At 45.6% G+C, this 14288-nt stretch carries 17 protein-coding genes; 10 read left to right on the top strand and 7 right to left on the bottom strand.

From position 1 onward, the window contains the following. The first annotated feature begins 16 nt into the window (after nt 1-16). The 4 genes from argR to spo0A all read left to right on the top strand — a co-directional run bounded on the left by argR (nt 17) and on the right by spo0A (nt 4532). Entirely contained in the window at nt 17-466 is a 450-nt protein-coding gene (argR, locus tag NST84_RS20310; protein WP_342561968.1) for a transcriptional regulator ArgR, read from the top strand. Nucleotides 467-526: 60 nt separating this feature from the next. Continuing rightward, nucleotides 527-2254 (top strand): DNA repair protein RecN, encoded by a 1728-nt coding sequence (recN, locus tag NST84_RS20305; RefSeq protein WP_342561967.1) that lies wholly within the window; start codon nt 527-529, stop codon nt 2252-2254. Nucleotides 2255-2392: 138 nt separating this feature from the next. Beyond that, on the top strand, nt 2393-3505 hold the full coding sequence (gene spoIVB, locus NST84_RS20300; RefSeq protein WP_342561966.1) for a SpoIVB peptidase: 1113 nt from the start codon (nt 2393-2395) through the stop codon (nt 3503-3505). 196 nt (nt 3506-3701) lie between these two features. Continuing rightward, on the top strand, nt 3702-4532 hold the full coding sequence (gene spo0A / locus NST84_RS20295; protein ID WP_342561965.1) for a sporulation transcription factor Spo0A: 831 nt from the start codon (nt 3702-3704) through the stop codon (nt 4530-4532). Between the two features lie 215 nt (nt 4533-4747). On the opposite strand, the gene NST84_RS20290 is transcribed toward spo0A, so the two are convergent. Next, nucleotides 4748-6490 carry an ABC-F family ATP-binding cassette domain-containing protein gene (locus NST84_RS20290; protein ID WP_342561964.1) on the bottom strand — a complete coding sequence of 581 codons (1743 nt, stop codon included), beginning with the start codon at nt 6488-6490 and terminating at the stop codon, nt 4748-4750. A gap of 423 nt (nt 6491-6913) precedes the next feature. Here NST84_RS20290 and NST84_RS20285 point away from each other — a divergent pair, with 423 nt between their 5' ends. The 3 genes from NST84_RS20285 (at nt 6914) to NST84_RS20275 (ending at nt 10066) form a co-directional block, all read left to right on the top strand. Beyond that, the gene (locus tag NST84_RS20285) at nt 6914-8446 is read left to right on the top strand and encodes a sugar isomerase (protein ID WP_342561963.1); all 1533 of its coding nucleotides are present in this window, start codon (nt 6914-6916) and stop codon (nt 8444-8446) included. Nucleotides 8447-8466: 20 nt separating this feature from the next. Next, the gene (locus NST84_RS20280; RefSeq protein WP_342561962.1) at nt 8467-9471 is read left to right on the top strand and encodes a glycosyltransferase; all 1005 of its coding nucleotides are present in this window, start codon (nt 8467-8469) and stop codon (nt 9469-9471) included. A gap of 286 nt (nt 9472-9757) precedes the next feature. Continuing rightward, nucleotides 9758-10066: a hypothetical protein gene (locus NST84_RS20275; protein WP_342561961.1), complete on the top strand. Its 309-nt coding sequence runs from the start codon at nt 9758-9760 to the stop codon at nt 10064-10066. Between the two features lie 134 nt (nt 10067-10200). Here NST84_RS20275 and sda read toward each other — a convergent pair whose 3' ends face one another. From sda to NST84_RS20250, 5 genes are all read right to left on the bottom strand, one after another. Beyond that, entirely contained in the window at nt 10201-10383 is a 183-nt protein-coding gene (sda, locus tag NST84_RS20270) for a sporulation histidine kinase inhibitor Sda (RefSeq protein WP_342561960.1), read from the bottom strand. Nucleotides 10384-10601: 218 nt separating this feature from the next. After that, nucleotides 10602-10931: a LytTR family DNA-binding domain-containing protein gene (locus tag NST84_RS20265; protein ID WP_342561959.1), complete on the bottom strand. Its 330-nt coding sequence runs from the start codon at nt 10929-10931 to the stop codon at nt 10602-10604. A 21-nt stretch (nt 10932-10952) separates the two neighbouring features. Then, complete coding sequence (locus NST84_RS20260) at nt 10953-11072, bottom strand: cyclic lactone autoinducer peptide (protein WP_342561958.1); 120 nt, start codon at nt 11070-11072, stop codon at nt 10953-10955. Then, the gene (locus NST84_RS20255; RefSeq protein ID WP_342561957.1) at nt 11069-11596 is read right to left on the bottom strand and encodes an accessory gene regulator B family protein; all 528 of its coding nucleotides are present in this window, start codon (nt 11594-11596) and stop codon (nt 11069-11071) included. Before NST84_RS20255 ends, NST84_RS20260 begins: the two co-directional genes overlap by 4 nt. Beyond that, nucleotides 11577-12242, bottom strand: a complete 666-nt coding sequence (locus NST84_RS20250) for a hypothetical protein (RefSeq protein WP_342561956.1) — start codon at nt 12240-12242, stop codon at nt 11577-11579. The genes NST84_RS20255 and NST84_RS20250 overlap by 20 nt, the downstream gene beginning before the upstream one ends. Nucleotides 12243-12376: 134 nt before the next feature. On the opposite strand from NST84_RS20250, the gene NST84_RS20245 reads away from it, so the two are divergent. Together NST84_RS20245 and NST84_RS20240 are read left to right on the top strand one after the other, a co-directional pair. Next, nucleotides 12377-12901, top strand: coding sequence for a DinB family protein (locus NST84_RS20245; RefSeq protein WP_342561955.1), 525 nt, complete (start codon nt 12377-12379; stop codon nt 12899-12901). A 40-nt stretch (nt 12902-12941) separates the two neighbouring features. Further along, nucleotides 12942-13199, top strand: coding sequence for a hypothetical protein (locus tag NST84_RS20240; protein ID WP_342561954.1), 258 nt, complete (start codon nt 12942-12944; stop codon nt 13197-13199). Nucleotides 13200-13274: 75 nt separating this feature from the next. Here NST84_RS20240 and NST84_RS20235 read toward each other — a convergent pair whose 3' ends face one another. Continuing rightward, a complete protein-coding gene (locus NST84_RS20235; RefSeq protein WP_342561953.1) occupies nt 13275-13844 on the bottom strand; it encodes a thymidine kinase in 570 nt (189 codons plus the stop codon). 226 nt (nt 13845-14070) lie between these two features. Here NST84_RS20235 and NST84_RS20230 point away from each other — a divergent pair, with 226 nt between their 5' ends. Continuing rightward, nucleotides 14071-14280 carry a hypothetical protein gene (locus tag NST84_RS20230; protein ID WP_342561952.1) on the top strand — a complete coding sequence of 70 codons (210 nt, stop codon included), beginning with the start codon at nt 14071-14073 and terminating at the stop codon, nt 14278-14280. Nucleotides 14281-14288 lie beyond the last annotated feature (8 nt).

Raw genomic sequence — 14288 nt, 5'->3', positions numbered from 1 at the left:
AATACAGGAGGCAACAATGAAGGGACACAGGCATATCAAGATTCGTGAAATTATTACACACAAAGAAATCGAAACCCAGGATGAACTGGTGGAGGAGCTGCGTGAAGCAGGGTTTCAGGTGACTCAGGCGACCGTGTCGCGTGATATCAAGGAGCTGCTGCTCATTAAGGTGCCGATGGATGACGGGAGATATAAATATTCTCTGCCGACGGACCAGCGTTATAATCCGACTCAGAAGCTCAAAAGAGTGCTGGTGGATAACTTTGTCCATATCGATTCCTCGGGCAACCTTGTGGTCATGAAATGTCTTCCGGGAACTGCCAATTCGGTGGCAGCACTGATTGACAATATTGACTGGCCGCAAATTATGGGTACGATATCCGGTGACGATACGATTCTGCTCATTTGCCGCCTGCCGGAGGACAGCAAGGATGTTATTTCACAGATTATGGGATATATTTCCTGAACGGAATAGAGGCAGCATAATTCCATTCATGGGAATCATCTTTTCGGAGGTGCAGTTATTGTGTTAGAAACGTTATCGATCCGCAATCTGGCCGTTGTTGAAGCGGTGGATGTGCATTTTTATCCCGGATTTCATGTGCTTACCGGGGAAACGGGCGCCGGGAAATCCATAATCATTGATGCGCTTGCCCTTGTAGCCGGCGGGCGGGGCTCTGCAGACTCCATCCGCTACGGCTGTGACAAGGCGGAAATGGAAGCGCTGTTCAGCCTTCCAGCCGGCCATCCGGTATGGGAGACGCTGGAGCGCCTGGGCATTGATGCCCAGCGGGAGGAGCATCTGGTCATCCGCCGCGAGATCACTTCAAACGGCAAAAGCATTTCGCGGGTCAACGGCCAGATGGTCAACCTCAGCATGCTGCGGGAAATCGGGGAACAGCTGGTTAATATTCATGGACAGCATGAGCACCAGAACCTGCTGAAGGCAGAGCGTCATCTGGGGCTGCTCGATACTTACGGGGAAGCGGTAATCGGTCCGCTGAAGGCGGATTATCAGGAGAAGTATACCGCTTTTGCCAAGGTCGAGAAGGAGCTGCGGGAACTTCAGGAATCCAGCCAGAAGGCTTATCAAATGCTGGATTTGTACCGTTTTCAGCTAGAGGAAATTTCTTCGGCAGGGTTAAAACCGGGAGAAGATGAATTACTTGCCGAAGAACGGGTCAAACTATCCCACAGCGAGAAAATGATGGATTCGGTATCCGGTGCATATGACCTGCTGTATGACAAACAGGGGCTGGGATCCATTAACAAAGTCATTTCACAGCTGGAGGATGCGGTACGTTATGACGAGAAGGGGCTGCGGGCTGTACTGGAACAGCTGCAGTCGTCTTATTACCAGCTGGAGGATGCCGCCTTTCAGCTGCGGGATTACCGGGAGGACATCGAGTTTAATCCGGCGCGACTGGAGGAAATTGAGAACCGTCTCGATCTGATCAACGGCCTCCGCCGCAAATATGGAGACAGTGTGGAGCAGATTCTGGCGTATTATGATCAGATACACCGGGAGACGGACCTGCTGGAGAATAAGGATGAATACATCGAGAAGCTGAGCTTCAAGCGCAACGGCCTGCTCACTACATTAATGGAAGCGGCACAGGTACTCAGTGAAGCGCGCAGACAATGTGCAGCTGACCTGGCAACCCAGGTCGAAGGTGAGCTTAAAGATCTGCAGATGGGACGGACCTCCCTGCAGGTTAAGCTCGATATTATGGAAGATCCGCGTGGTGTCGAGTACCAGGAGCGCCGTTACCGGCTGACCCGCCAGGGTATCGACAGTGCGGAATTTATGATCTCGCCGAACCCGGGAGAGCCGCTGCGGCCGCTCGGCAAAATCGCCTCCGGCGGTGAGCTGTCGCGGATTATGCTGGCGATGAAGAGTATTTTTGCCCGTACGGATGCTATTCCGGTTCTGGTCTTCGATGAAGTGGATACAGGGGTCAGCGGACGCGCAGCCCAGGCCATCGCGGATAAGCTGTACAAGCTGTCATCCATATGCCAGGTGTTCTCGATTACGCATCTGCCGCAGGTGGCCTGCATGGCCGATCATCAGTACCTGATCGCCAAAAAGGTCGAGGAAGGCCGGACGATGACGGAAGTCGATTCCCTGAACGAAGACGGACGTGTGATGGAGCTTGCCCGGATGCTGGGCGGTGTCGAAATCACCGAAAAAACATTGCATCACGCCCAGGAAATGCTCAGTCTGGCCGAGGCCAGCAAAGCAGCCATAAGCTAGGCGGAACAATGATTGACAGTAATAAAAGCCCGGGGGCAAGGTTATCTTATAGGTACGCAATTGGCGACCACCTTTTTCGTCAAGCGAAAGAAGCAAAAGGGAGCGTGACAGCCATTGAAGCCGAACCTCAGGAAGTTAATGCCCGGCCTTTTATTCACCTTCTTTCTCAGCTTAACAGGCATAGCAGGATCTCATCAGAGTTATGCCGCCCCGCTTGATCCTCAGCCGGCCAAACCGGCAGTGCAAGCGGCAGATCAGGAGCTCATGGTTATTCCGGGAGGCCAGACGATCGGCGTGAAAGTAAAGTCGGCAGGTGTTCTTGTTGTAGGCCATCATCTAATTGAAGTTTCTGAGCAGTCCAAGCTTTCCCCCGGAGAGAACAGCGGGCTGATACCCGGTGATCTAATGGTCTCCATTGACGGTGTGAAGCTTAATGAGGTATCCAAGGTTGCGAAGCTGGTCGAGCGGGCAGGGAAGTCAGGCGAAACCCTTAACATCGTGTACAAACGCGGCGGCAAGGAGCATACAGCCAAGCTGAAGCCCGCTTATGACCGTAATGACAAGGTATGGAGACTGGGGCTGTACATCCGCGATTCTGCGGCTGGTGTAGGCACCTTAACCTTCTATGCTCCGGAGCAGGGAGTGTATGGCGCTCTGGGCCATGTCATTACGGACATGAACACCGGAACTCCGATTGTGGTCGGCAGCGGGCATATTGTGCAGTCCACTGTAACCTCAATCTCCAAGAGCCAGGATGGCGATCCCGGGGAGAAACGGGCTGTTTTTCTCAAGGAAAGCCAGGTGCTGGGTAATGTGCAGAGCAATACGGACTTCGGTATCTTCGGTAAAATGACCAAAAACCCTGAGCACAGCCTGTACAAGCAGCCGATTCCAATTGCCAAGAGCAGTGAAGTAAAAGAAGGGCCGGCGCAGATTCTCACTGTGGTTGACGGCCAGCAGGTGGAGCGGTTCAATGTGGAGATTATCCATGTCGCCCACCAGCAGACTCCGGCCACCAAAGGGCTTGTGCTGCGCATTACTGACCCTCGACTGATCGATAAGACCGGCGGTATTGTCCAGGGCATGAGCGGCAGTCCGATTGTCCAGAACGGCCGTCTGATCGGCGCGGTAACCCATGTCTTCGTTAACGATCCCAAGTCAGGTTACGGCTGTTTTATCGAGTGGATGTTAAAGGACTCCGGGGTCACCGGACAAACTGAACTTTCCCCATATAATCTTAAGGCGGTATAGCCTTAAGATTTTTTTGTCGAAGCGCAGCGATATAAATCGAAAGATGAAATAAAATATTTAATTATAATTCAACACTCAAAAAAAATAAAGAAAAATAATTTTCGACAGAAGGATATTTGATCAGCATGTCGAAAACCTAAGGAGTGCGATAAAATGTGATTAAGAAAAGCAGACATGAATAAGGAGGAAGCAGCCAGTGCAGAATATTGAAGTGTTGTTGGCCGATGATAATAGGGAGTTCACAAACTTGCTTGCTGAGTACATCACGGAACAGGAAGACATGACCGTAACAGGCATCGCTTATAATGGTGAAGAAGTGCTTCAGATGCTTAGCGGGGCAAGAAAAATTCCGGATGTGCTGATCCTTGATATTATCATGCCGCATTTGGACGGACTTGGCGTTCTGGAACGCCTGCGTGATATGGATCTGAATCCGCAGCCTAAGATCATTATGCTGACTGCATTCGGTCAGGAGAACATCACTCAAAGAGCTGTGCAGCTAGGCGCGTCTTATTATATTCTTAAGCCGTTCGATATGGAGGTACTGGCCAACCGTGTACGTCAGCTCGTCGGTACGCAGGGCAGCATGAGCAGCTCCCCGAGCATGTCTAACTTTGCCGGCTCCCGTTCTTCAACGTCTTCATCCGGCAACGTGGTTCCGCTCTCCAAAGGCAAGAACCTGGATGCGAATATCACCTCCATTATTCATGAGATCGGTGTGCCAGCACATATTAAAGGCTACCAGTATCTGCGTGAAGCGATCACCATGGTGTACAACAATATTGAAATTCTCGGCGCTATTACCAAAACGCTCTACCCGGCAATCGCGGAAAAGTTCAAAACTACACCATCCCGTGTAGAACGCGCTATCCGCCATGCGATTGAAGTGGCCTGGACCCGTGGTAACATCGACAGCATCTCCCACTTATTCGGCTATACGATTAATATCTCCAAATCCAAGCCGACCAATTCCGAATTCATTGCCATGGTAGCCGACAAGCTGCGGATTGAGCATAAGGTGTCTTGAAGGGGTAAGGATCAGGATACGTAGAATGAATAAAGGGGATTGGAAGTGGCATCCATCCAGTACACTAAAAACGATAAATCTGTGTCTAAACCCATATACATTTCCCATCCGCCCGATAGATCTTTATGATCTATTGGGTTTTGTTTTTTGCAGGTTAACAGCAAACAGACACTGAGATCTCATCAGTGTCTGTTTATTTCGCTAATTAAACCCCTCTACAGCAGCTTAATCAGCCCTTCGAGCTCTTCCGCCAATACTTTAGCCAATTCAAAATTCTTTTCTTTCAGGGCCAGTTCGATTTTCATTTCAACCGCTTTTTTGTTTTGTTCCATTTCCAGATAGTCCTTATCAAAATGGCTGGCATAAATCATCTTTCTGAATTTGCGCATGCTCATTTTTCTGACCGTCTTATCCTCAATGATCAAGACATAATCCATTCCGTTTACGACAGAATAGAAGTCATGAGAAATCATGAGAATGGCACCCTTATACTCCTGAATTGCTTTCTCCAGCGCGATTTGGGTATAGGTGTCCAAATGGCTTGTCGGCTCATCCAGCAGCAGGACGTGGGCTTTGCTGGCTGAAACCTTGGCTAATTGCAGCATGTTTTTTTCTCCGCCGGATAGAGCTGCTATCTTTTGAGTAAGGATTTCACCAGTAAAGCCATAGTTTGAGAGATACGATCTTATCTCATCATAAGTGTTGAACCCGGCCTCGATGAATTCTTCCAGCATTGTATTCGAATCGTTGAGGACTTCGCCTTGAAGCTGGGATAAGTATGCCACTTTAACATCAGGGTTTATTTCAATGGATTCGTGATGATTATTAACAATCTCCCGGAGTAAGGTCGTTTTTCCTGTACCGTTTGGACCGATGATGGCTACTTTATCCTTAGATTTGATTTCGAAGCTGACATTTTCTAAAAGCAGTTCATCAAAGGAAATACCGTAGTCCTTAACCTCTATAACAACGGTGTCTTCTTCAATCTCGTGTTCCATACCGAAAGAGATCTTCGGCTGCTTAATATCGACGAAAGGAGCTTTAATTCTGCGCGCTTCAAGTCTTTCCTGGAATCTCACTCTGGCTTTTAAGGCTCTCCCTCTGGAGGCTTCTGAATTATAAGTGGCGATCGCTCTAAGATTGTCGATGATCGTATCGTTTCTCTTCATTTCTTCCTCTTCAGCGATAGCGAGCTCTTGAGCCTCGATTTTAGTCTGAAGCAAGGAGAAATTATAATCAATGTACCGACCGTCAAACTCCTGAATTTCCGTGTTTTCGAGGTGAATGATTTTGTTGAAGCAATGATTCAGCAGGTAGCGGTTATGCGTAACGACCAGCAGGATGCCTTTGTGGGAATTGATAAGGTTCTTAAGCGCATTTAGATTCTCAAAATCCAAAAATACATCCGGCTCGTCCATAATCAGCAGATCCGGACTGTTCAGCATTTCCTTCATGACTTGGATAAGCTTGAATTCCCCGCCGCTCAGCTCGGATACTTTGAGGTCCTTCAGCTTCATGAGGTTGGCCAGATTTAGCTTCTTATTAATATTACTTTCAAAATCATCCCCGTTAATGGATGCGAACGCGTCCAAGGCAAGCTGATATTGTTCCAGCAACGGCTCGATGTCGGCGGAAGTCTCCATTTCAGTAAGAATAGCGTTAATTTCATTTTGAATCTTAATAAAGGCTGCCCCTATATATTCAAAAACGGTTGTTTCCTCCGCTTTGTCCAGTTGTGAGAACTGGCTTACATACCCGATTGTGCAGGTTGGATCGATCTCTAACCGGCCATCATACAAATATTTCTCCGGATCGATCAGGATATCGATCAGTGTGCTTTTCCCGCTGCCGCTTGTCCCGATAAATGCGCAATGCTGCCCCTCTTCGAGCGTAAAGGTAATGTTGTTGTATAGCTCTTTTTGCGGAAACGAGAAGGATAAGTTATCAACTTTTATCATAGTGGTACCTTTCTTTATAACTGGAATATTGACAATTGTTAAAGATTTTTAAAGTAGCATCAAGTTGTTAGAATAACACTGTTTTCAGCTAACAGCAATTCATTTCAGAATAATTTGGTATGCTGACACAGGCTAGTGATTCTACCCCGCCGTAAAGTGGTTAATTACAAAGCAGCTAATTATGAGATGAACAAGGGGGAGCGGCGTATTTTTAACAGTTTACCCTACATACAAGGCATACAAGCCGGGCAAATACATATGGGTTTAACGTTTGCGCATCTAAATTTAAGGCTATTACATTTTTCGACAAGAAAAGTTGAATCACACGTGTATAATCATTGTAAAAAATGAAAGGTTCAGCAAGTTTCAAAAGAACACCAATACATTGTAGCAATCACATTAGTGTGAAGGGGAAAGAGTCGGATGGCCAAAAAAAGCATATTAAATGTATTGGTCGGTGTTCTAAGCCAATTAATTGTGATCGGACTGGGGTTCTATATCCCGCGGTTAATCATCCTTACCTATGGCTCGGAGGCTAATGGCCTGATCACGTCTGTTGTACAGGTTATTACATACCTATCTTTGCTGGAAGCAGGTGTAGGGGCCGCCTCCATACAGGCTCTATACAAGCATATCGGAAATAACGATCAGTCCAAAATCAACGAAATTCTCACAGCAACCTCGTCTTATTACCGCAAAACAGGCTGGTACTATTTTATCGCGGTCATCCTGATCTCGATCGGATATCCCCTTGTTGTCAGCTCAGGCTTCAGCAATTTCACAGTTATGGCTATTGTATTATTGAGCGGGCTGGGCGGAGCGGTGAATTATTATTTTCAGGGAAAATTCAGAGTTCTGCTGCTTGCTGAGGGCAAGAACTACATTGAGGCTTCCGTAACCGCGCTGTCCACGATTGTCAACAACGTCATCCGTATCGTTTTAATGCTGAATGGCTTTGATATTATTGTCGTTCAGGCCGTTTATTTTGTAATCACCATTGTTCAGATTATTGTGTACCAGATTTACATGAAAAAGCACTACAAATGGATCAACTTTAAAACTACACCGGATTATCAGGCCATCAGCCAAAAAAATTCCGTTCTGATCCACGAGCTGTCTTATCTGGTATTTAAGAATACAGATGTTGTCCTGCTCACCCTGTTCACAAACCTGAAGGTTGTAAGTGTATATATGATGTACAATATGATCTTTGGTGTGGTGGAGAGAGTAACCTTTACCATTCGTGACAGCTTCAAATTCGCCTTAGGCCAAAAATACAATAATAATTTTCCGAAGTTCGTCAAGATGTTCAATCTCTTTGAATCATCCTACATCTCGCTGGTGTTTGCCCTGCTGACCATTACTACGATCTTAATCCTGCCTTTTATGAGGCTGTACACTTCAGGAATCGAAGATACCAATTATATTGATACGCTCCTGCCTTTGTTGTTTGCAGCGGTGAAGCTGCTGTTTAATGCCCGGTTATCTTCTGACCTGGTGATTGATATCGTCGGCCATTTCCGCAAAACGCAGTGGAGATCGATTCTGGAGACAACTATTAACTTTGTTCTCTCCTTGATACTGGTATTTCCTTTTGGCGCCTACGGAGTGCTGTTTGGGACCATGGTCGCTTTAACTTACCGGCTAATTGATATAATATGGTACACTAACAGCAAATTATTGAAGAGAAATTCCTGGATCACCTACAAAAAGTGGATTATTAATCTGCTCGTTGCCGTTATTATCATTGCCGTGACAAAACAATTTGATTTTATGGTTACTCCGCATTCATACGTAATGTTCATTTTAGACGCTGCCGTATTATCGGTTACGCTGGTCCCGCTGTTTTTTATAGCAGGTCTCTGGTCGAGCAGATCGGATACCGACATGCTGCAGGAAATGCTTAGTCCGCTCCTCGCCAAATTCAAAATACGCAAAGCAGGACGGCAATACTAAAGGAATATGGGGGTATAAGAATGGAACCGCAAATCAGTATTATTGTTCCGGTGTATAATGTAGCTGACTATTTGCCAAAGTGTATCGAGTCGATACTGGCGCAGACCTTTACGGACTTTGAGTTGATTTTGATTAACGACGGCTCTCCGGACAAATCCCCTCAGATCTGTGACCATTATGCAAGTCAGGATAGCAGGGTGCGTGTCATTCACAAAAAGAACGGCGGTGTCTCGGAAGCCAGAAACTGCGGTCTTGATATTGCCAGAGGCAAATATATCGGGTTCGCAGATAGTGACGACTGGCTGGCCCACGACATGTTTGAGCTCTTGTACAACTTAAGTGAAAAGCATGACGCTGATATTTCTATCTGTGGTCATTATGTTGTGACAGATGATTCAACCGAACCGCTGTACGAATATTTTGAAGGCGAAATTATTTACAGCAATGTGGAAGGTGTGCAAAAAATCGTCGAGGATGTTGAAATTCAAAGCTATTTATGGAACAAGCTGTTCAAAAGAGAGCTGTTTGAAAGTCTCCGCTTCCCGGTCGGTAAAATTTATGAGGATCTGTGGGCCATGTACTTCCTGTTCAAACACGCCAATAAGTCCGTCCGCGTCTGGGACCCGAAGTATTATTATCTGCAAAGAGGCGGCAGTATTACGCAGGTATGGGATGATAACAGCTTCTATAACTACTATCTGGCTGTAATTGACCGGTATAACGATCTCAAGTCTGAAGGGAAAAATACCGCTTATCATGATATATCCAAGCAGTATCTGGATGATGTAGTGGAGTACGGCTTTAATTACTACAATTATTACATTAAAAAAGGCATGAAGGTAAATGATGAGCGCTGCGAGGAATTCATTGGTTTTCTCAAAAACAATATCAATCCGTTCTTCCAGGACAACACCCTCGGCTTCAAAAATAAAATGAGCATCAGCCTGCTGTTCTTCAACAAACGGCTATATGCCCATTTATTCAAATTTGCTTTTGTGGTACTAAGAAACAATAAAATAGGCTAATTCTGCCTCTTTTTCCGCCGCTCCTTTATTGGAAATGAAAATCCAATGGAGGAGTGTTTTATTTTTGTGTTATGATAGTAGTAGATGTGTTCCTCATGGGCGTCATCATTGCAGTTGAATTCAGACGGGGCTGTATGGTATTAAAAAAAGTTGTGAAAGATATTCTTACAGAGTATTCAACGCGCCAGTTATCAAAATGAATAATGTTGCCCTTTCTTGCAGCCATCTATTCATCCTGATCCATAAGCTAACAAAAAATGGTTCGACAGAAAAGGGGAGTCCACGAATGAGAATTAACGTTAAATTTACTCCAAAGGGAAAAGTGGCGGTTGAAAATTTCAGCAACGATGAGCTGCTAGAAATTTTTGCGCGTTACCTGAAGACTTTGACCAAGAAGTACGACATTGAGGTTGATGTACCGCATGAAGTCAACAACAATATCGTGGCAGACGGAACGGTCGTTGTCATGGCGCAGAATGTGAACTGTGATGTGGATACCTTCTTCAAGGAATTGAGCCGTGACATCAAAGTACCGCTGAAGAAAAGACTTGGCGGCAAATTGGACAATGTGTTCAAGACAGAAGTTATTGAATAGCAGTACATGGGACTGGAATTAGCCGGTCCTGCACAAAAGCCATCCCTTCTAAAGAAGAGGATGGCTTTTGCATTGCGGGAAATATGCACTGTGACAACAATATATGTAGAAGTATCCTGATATTCTTATTGAGCTCATGCATCCAAATGATTTGAAGAAGGGATCAAATCTCTTCCAGTCAGAATATTCATGATTATTTCAATAAAATCAGGCGAAGCCTTAGCCTCCACCGCCAATTCGTAGATGTTCAGTAGCTGCTCGTCAGATAGTAGTTCGAGAGATGAGGGGCGCGGAGAAGGATGAAAATAATGATCCATTAGATTCCTCCATCAATAGGTATAATGATCCAAATTATAGCTAACTACTTTAAATGGTACCATTTGGAAGGAAAACCGTCTCCTGTCATTCACCCTGCGAATTACTCTTTACAGAACATGGTGATTATGTCATAATATTTGGCCGTTTTATCGTCAAAAATCCCGGTATCCAAATCGATACCGGGATGGTGAAGAAGGTTAAGCATACAGCAACTCATTCAATCCGCTGATTCCTCTGCAGCAAGAAACCGCTTGATACGGGGTTCATTGGACTCTGATACAGTGGCAAACTGTTCACCCTCAGTGAAGTGGACGATTTTGCGCTCGGCATCGTACGCGTTCACCTTGTTAAGGCTAACGACGTTGTTACGGTCAAGGCGTTCGAATCCTTTACCCTTATAAGCAATCAGCAGATCGGAAAGAGTAGTGGGGAAAACAAACTCGCCTTCTTTCGTATGGACGAATATTGCATTTTTATAGCTGGAAAAATACAATATGTCTTCCTCCCTGATGTCCAGGGAAGAACCGTCGTTATGTAAGACACGCATGTTTTCCCCATCCTTGTTGGATTACTTACGGAGTTCTTGCGGTGCTTCTGGGCTGTGAGCCCAAGGTTTCAATACTGTTGAAAAAAAGCGTGCGGATGAAGTTAAGGATTTGGAAGCATAGCGTGCGATTGTTTTCTTCATTGTAGACTCCTCCTGTTCTTAAAGGTGATTACTGTTAAGGACTGGGCCAAAAAGGCCAATCCAATGACAGACGAAGAAATGAAAAAATTGGAAGTGACCATTATGACAGAAGCCAGCTTCATCCATCGATACCAATGAAGCGGAATCTGAGCATTAACGTCAGGATTTGGAGCGAAGATTAGCATTAAAATTAAAGATGAAGCTGTATATATCCATAATTGATCCTGGATTAGATACGAAATATGAGGTAGCAGGGAGCATAAGCTGATGGAGAAAAGATTGCACGCAGCAGCTGTTTTTAAATGTCTTCCTCCGCTGAAAAATCTTAATACAGCAAAGCAGCTCAGAGAAAGAGCAGTACCAGGAAGCTTCCCTGTAAACCAGCCGATCAGCAGTGAGATAATGACGATCAGCAGACTGTTCAGAATAATGTTCAGGGCATACTGCATGACTTCAACTGAACTGGTTTCTTGAGGGTTCGCTTGTTTAATTGCTAATGCGAGCTTATGACTTAGTATATTCATCTTCGGATCTGTCCTTTGCATAGGATAGATATATATAACAAGAAAGCAGAAAAGCATATATTAGAGGTACAGCCAAGAAATATCTGGAGTTAAAAAGATACATAATAGAGATCAGAATCGCGGCAGTGGGAAGATTCAGGATAAACAAGAGCTTCTCACGTTTGCTTACTTTAATTAATCCGTTGGGCTTGTCTGGAACAAAATCAAATCCCTTACGCCTTTTTGATATGTAATGCCCTATACTAATAATAGTAGCTGCAGTTAATAGCTGCATAAAATAGGCACTGACATCAATGCCATAAAAGGTATGTGTTGAAAAGAAACCTATCTTTTGAAACAATATAATAAAGACAATTTGAACGAAAGTATAAGCCTGATAAATCATGCCGGTTAATATTGCTGCATAAAACATATGTATTCTAAATAACATCCAGAAGAAGCAAAACATTAGAGCGTACTGCACAATGATATCTGCTTCTACCCATTGATAATTAACCCTGATTACAAAGGAAAAGAAGGCCATGATAAGACCTGCGAATATCATTTCAATAGGGTAGATATCAATTTTAAATAAACTGAAAGCTAAGAAAAACATCGCGAATGTTTCCATTCCAGAAAAGATCATATAAAGCCCAAATTCCAGCATGCCGACACTCCCGGTGAACAAGTTGACTCTTCCTTATTCTTGCAAATATTATACATAATATACTAAAATACAACAATAGAGATTTACACAAATCAACAAAAAATTCATTATTTTAGGTGAGAGGGGCAGTTTATATGAACCAGCGTCCAGAGCAAGGCGAGTATATGGAATTTCAGGAGGCTTATATCTCTCAAGTGCCGCCGGAAGGCGACATCGTCACAATTCTCCGTGAGCAGTCCAAGGAGGTTTTTGCACTGCTGGACGGGCTCAGCGAAGAACAGGGGAATTACAGATACGCGCCGGAGAAGTGGAGCATCAAGGAGATGGTCGGACACCTGACCGATAATGACCGCATTATGTCTTACCGGCTGCTCTGTTTTGCCAGAGGCGAGCAGGCACCGCTGCCGGGTTATGAAGAGAAGGATTATGTTGCCGCCGGAAATTTTGACCGCTTCACGCTGAAGCAGCTGGTGCTGCATTACCGGATTGTCCGGGAATCCACACTGGCGCTGCTGGAGAGCCTGGCGGATGACGTCTGGACCCGGGCTGGTAATTTCTATTCGGTTCCCGTGACAGTCAGAGCCCAGGCCTGCATGATTACCGGACATGAAAGACATCACATGAATATTCTGCAGGAGCGGTACCTGAATCAGGTGTAGTGGCTTAATCTTGGAACAGCACAGACGGGAGGGAGCATGGATGGGAATTGCCAGAAGCCTACTGCATTTCTTCATACCGCCGGAACGGACGCTGCTCTATACGACTTTTGACCAAAGGGAATATTTCGTCATCAAGAACCGCCTTAGTGCGGCAGGCATCCGGCACCGCTCCAAAATTAACGGAGGGATGCGCGTCATTTCCAGCCGTAATCATTATGGAGGCAACCTGTCATCCAGACATGAGCTGTTTGTAAGTAAAGATGATGAACAACGGGCAATCAAGGCCATTAAGAAGTAACGATTTTAAACAGGTTCTCAATAAAAAAGCATTCCAGCCGCCATTCGAACGGTAGTGGAATGCTTTTTTTTGCTGCTACAAAGGGGGATTCTTGTGACATTTACGGCAGACGGGGTAATAAGCCTCATTGCCGCCGATCTGGATCTGCTTGCCGCTATAGACCGGCTTGCCGTTCTCCACGCGCAGAGCCATGGTTGCTTTGCGTTCACAGAACCAGCAGATGGTCTTCATTTCTTCGATTTTATCGGCATAGATCAGCATATACTTGCTGCCTTCAAAAAGATTGTTCTGGAAGTCATTCTTCAAACCGAAGGCCATGACAGGGACGTTCAGCTCATCCACAATCCTTACGAGCTGCAGTATGCAGTCTTTGGTAAGGAACTGGCATTCGTCAATCAGCACGCAGTGGGGTTTGGGCAGGTTGCTGCTTACGATGCCGAAAATATCTGTTTTTTCATCAATAGGGATGGCCTGCTTGCGCAGTCCGATGCGGGAGGAGATGTACCCGACCTCGTCCCGGTCATCAAGGGAGGGAGTGAAGATGAGCACCGATTTGCCCTGCTCCTCGTAATTATGGGCTACCTTGAGTATCTCTATGGATTTTCCGCTGTTCATTGCGCCATATCTGAAAAACAACTGTGCCACGTCCATCTATCCTTTCGCTCTTGTCCCCAAGAGTGTAGTATGCCTAAAAAAGCGACCTTATTAGAGTATCATATGTGCATTTAAAGTAGCCAGTGAAAAAAGTGCCGGATTCGGCATATTTCTTGTAGGTGATTCCCGTCTTAGGGCCAGTCCTCAGGTTATGCTATAATGATTGCACGTGTGTTTTCAGCGGGAGAACCTTTTATGAGGAAGGAAGTTATGTCAAGTGTCGGAGAAAATGGAGCAGTATAAGGAACGGGTAGCCGCTGTCCGCGAAGACGGCGGTTTATCAGAGGAGGTGCAGGGATTGCTGGCGGACATGCTGGAGGAGCTGGCGGAGCTGAACCGCAGCAACAAGGCGCTGCGCCGGGTCATTCTGAAGAACGGGCAGGGATCGGCAATGTCAACACGATTACGGGATGCTCTTTACGAATAAACAGGCGA

This window comes from Paenibacillus sp. FSL R7-0345 (assembly GCF_038595055.1).
Classification (GTDB): Bacteria; Bacillota; Bacilli; order Paenibacillales; family Paenibacillaceae; genus Paenibacillus_AQ.
Note: the sequence above shows the minus strand (reverse complement) of the source record. Positions and strands in the feature narration are given on the sequence as shown.

What these genes read in the sequence shown, in the direction of transcription:
- NST84_RS20255 (WP_342561957.1), bottom strand. Translation starts at nt 11,596, where the DNA reads ATGAATATACTAAGTCATAAGCTCGCATTAGCAATTAAACAAGCGAAC.
- argR (WP_342561968.1), top strand. Translation starts at nt 17, where the DNA reads ATGAAGGGACACAGGCATATCAAGATTCGTGAAATTATTACACACAAA.
- NST84_RS20280 (WP_342561962.1), top strand. Translation starts at nt 8,467, where the DNA reads ATGGAACCGCAAATCAGTATTATTGTTCCGGTGTATAATGTAGCTGAC.
- NST84_RS20285 (WP_342561963.1), top strand. Translation starts at nt 6,914, where the DNA reads ATGGCCAAAAAAAGCATATTAAATGTATTGGTCGGTGTTCTAAGCCAA.
- NST84_RS20275 (WP_342561961.1), top strand. Translation starts at nt 9,758, where the DNA reads ATGAGAATTAACGTTAAATTTACTCCAAAGGGAAAAGTGGCGGTTGAA.
- NST84_RS20260 (WP_342561958.1), bottom strand. Translation starts at nt 11,072, where the DNA reads ATGAAGAAAACAATCGCACGCTATGCTTCCAAATCCTTAACTTCATCC.
- NST84_RS20245 (WP_342561955.1), top strand. Translation starts at nt 12,377, where the DNA reads ATGAACCAGCGTCCAGAGCAAGGCGAGTATATGGAATTTCAGGAGGCT.
- spoIVB (WP_342561966.1), top strand. Translation starts at nt 2,393, where the DNA reads ATGCCCGGCCTTTTATTCACCTTCTTTCTCAGCTTAACAGGCATAGCA.
- NST84_RS20265 (WP_342561959.1), bottom strand. Translation starts at nt 10,931, where the DNA reads ATGCGTGTCTTACATAACGACGGTTCTTCCCTGGACATCAGGGAGGAA.
- NST84_RS20290 (WP_342561964.1), bottom strand. Translation starts at nt 6,490, where the DNA reads ATGATAAAAGTTGATAACTTATCCTTCTCGTTTCCGCAAAAAGAGCTA.
- NST84_RS20250 (WP_342561956.1), bottom strand. Translation starts at nt 12,242, where the DNA reads ATGCTGGAATTTGGGCTTTATATGATCTTTTCTGGAATGGAAACATTC.
- sda (WP_342561960.1), bottom strand. Translation starts at nt 10,383, where the DNA reads ATGGATCATTATTTTCATCCTTCTCCGCGCCCCTCATCTCTCGAACTA.
- NST84_RS20240 (WP_342561954.1), top strand. Translation starts at nt 12,942, where the DNA reads ATGGGAATTGCCAGAAGCCTACTGCATTTCTTCATACCGCCGGAACGG.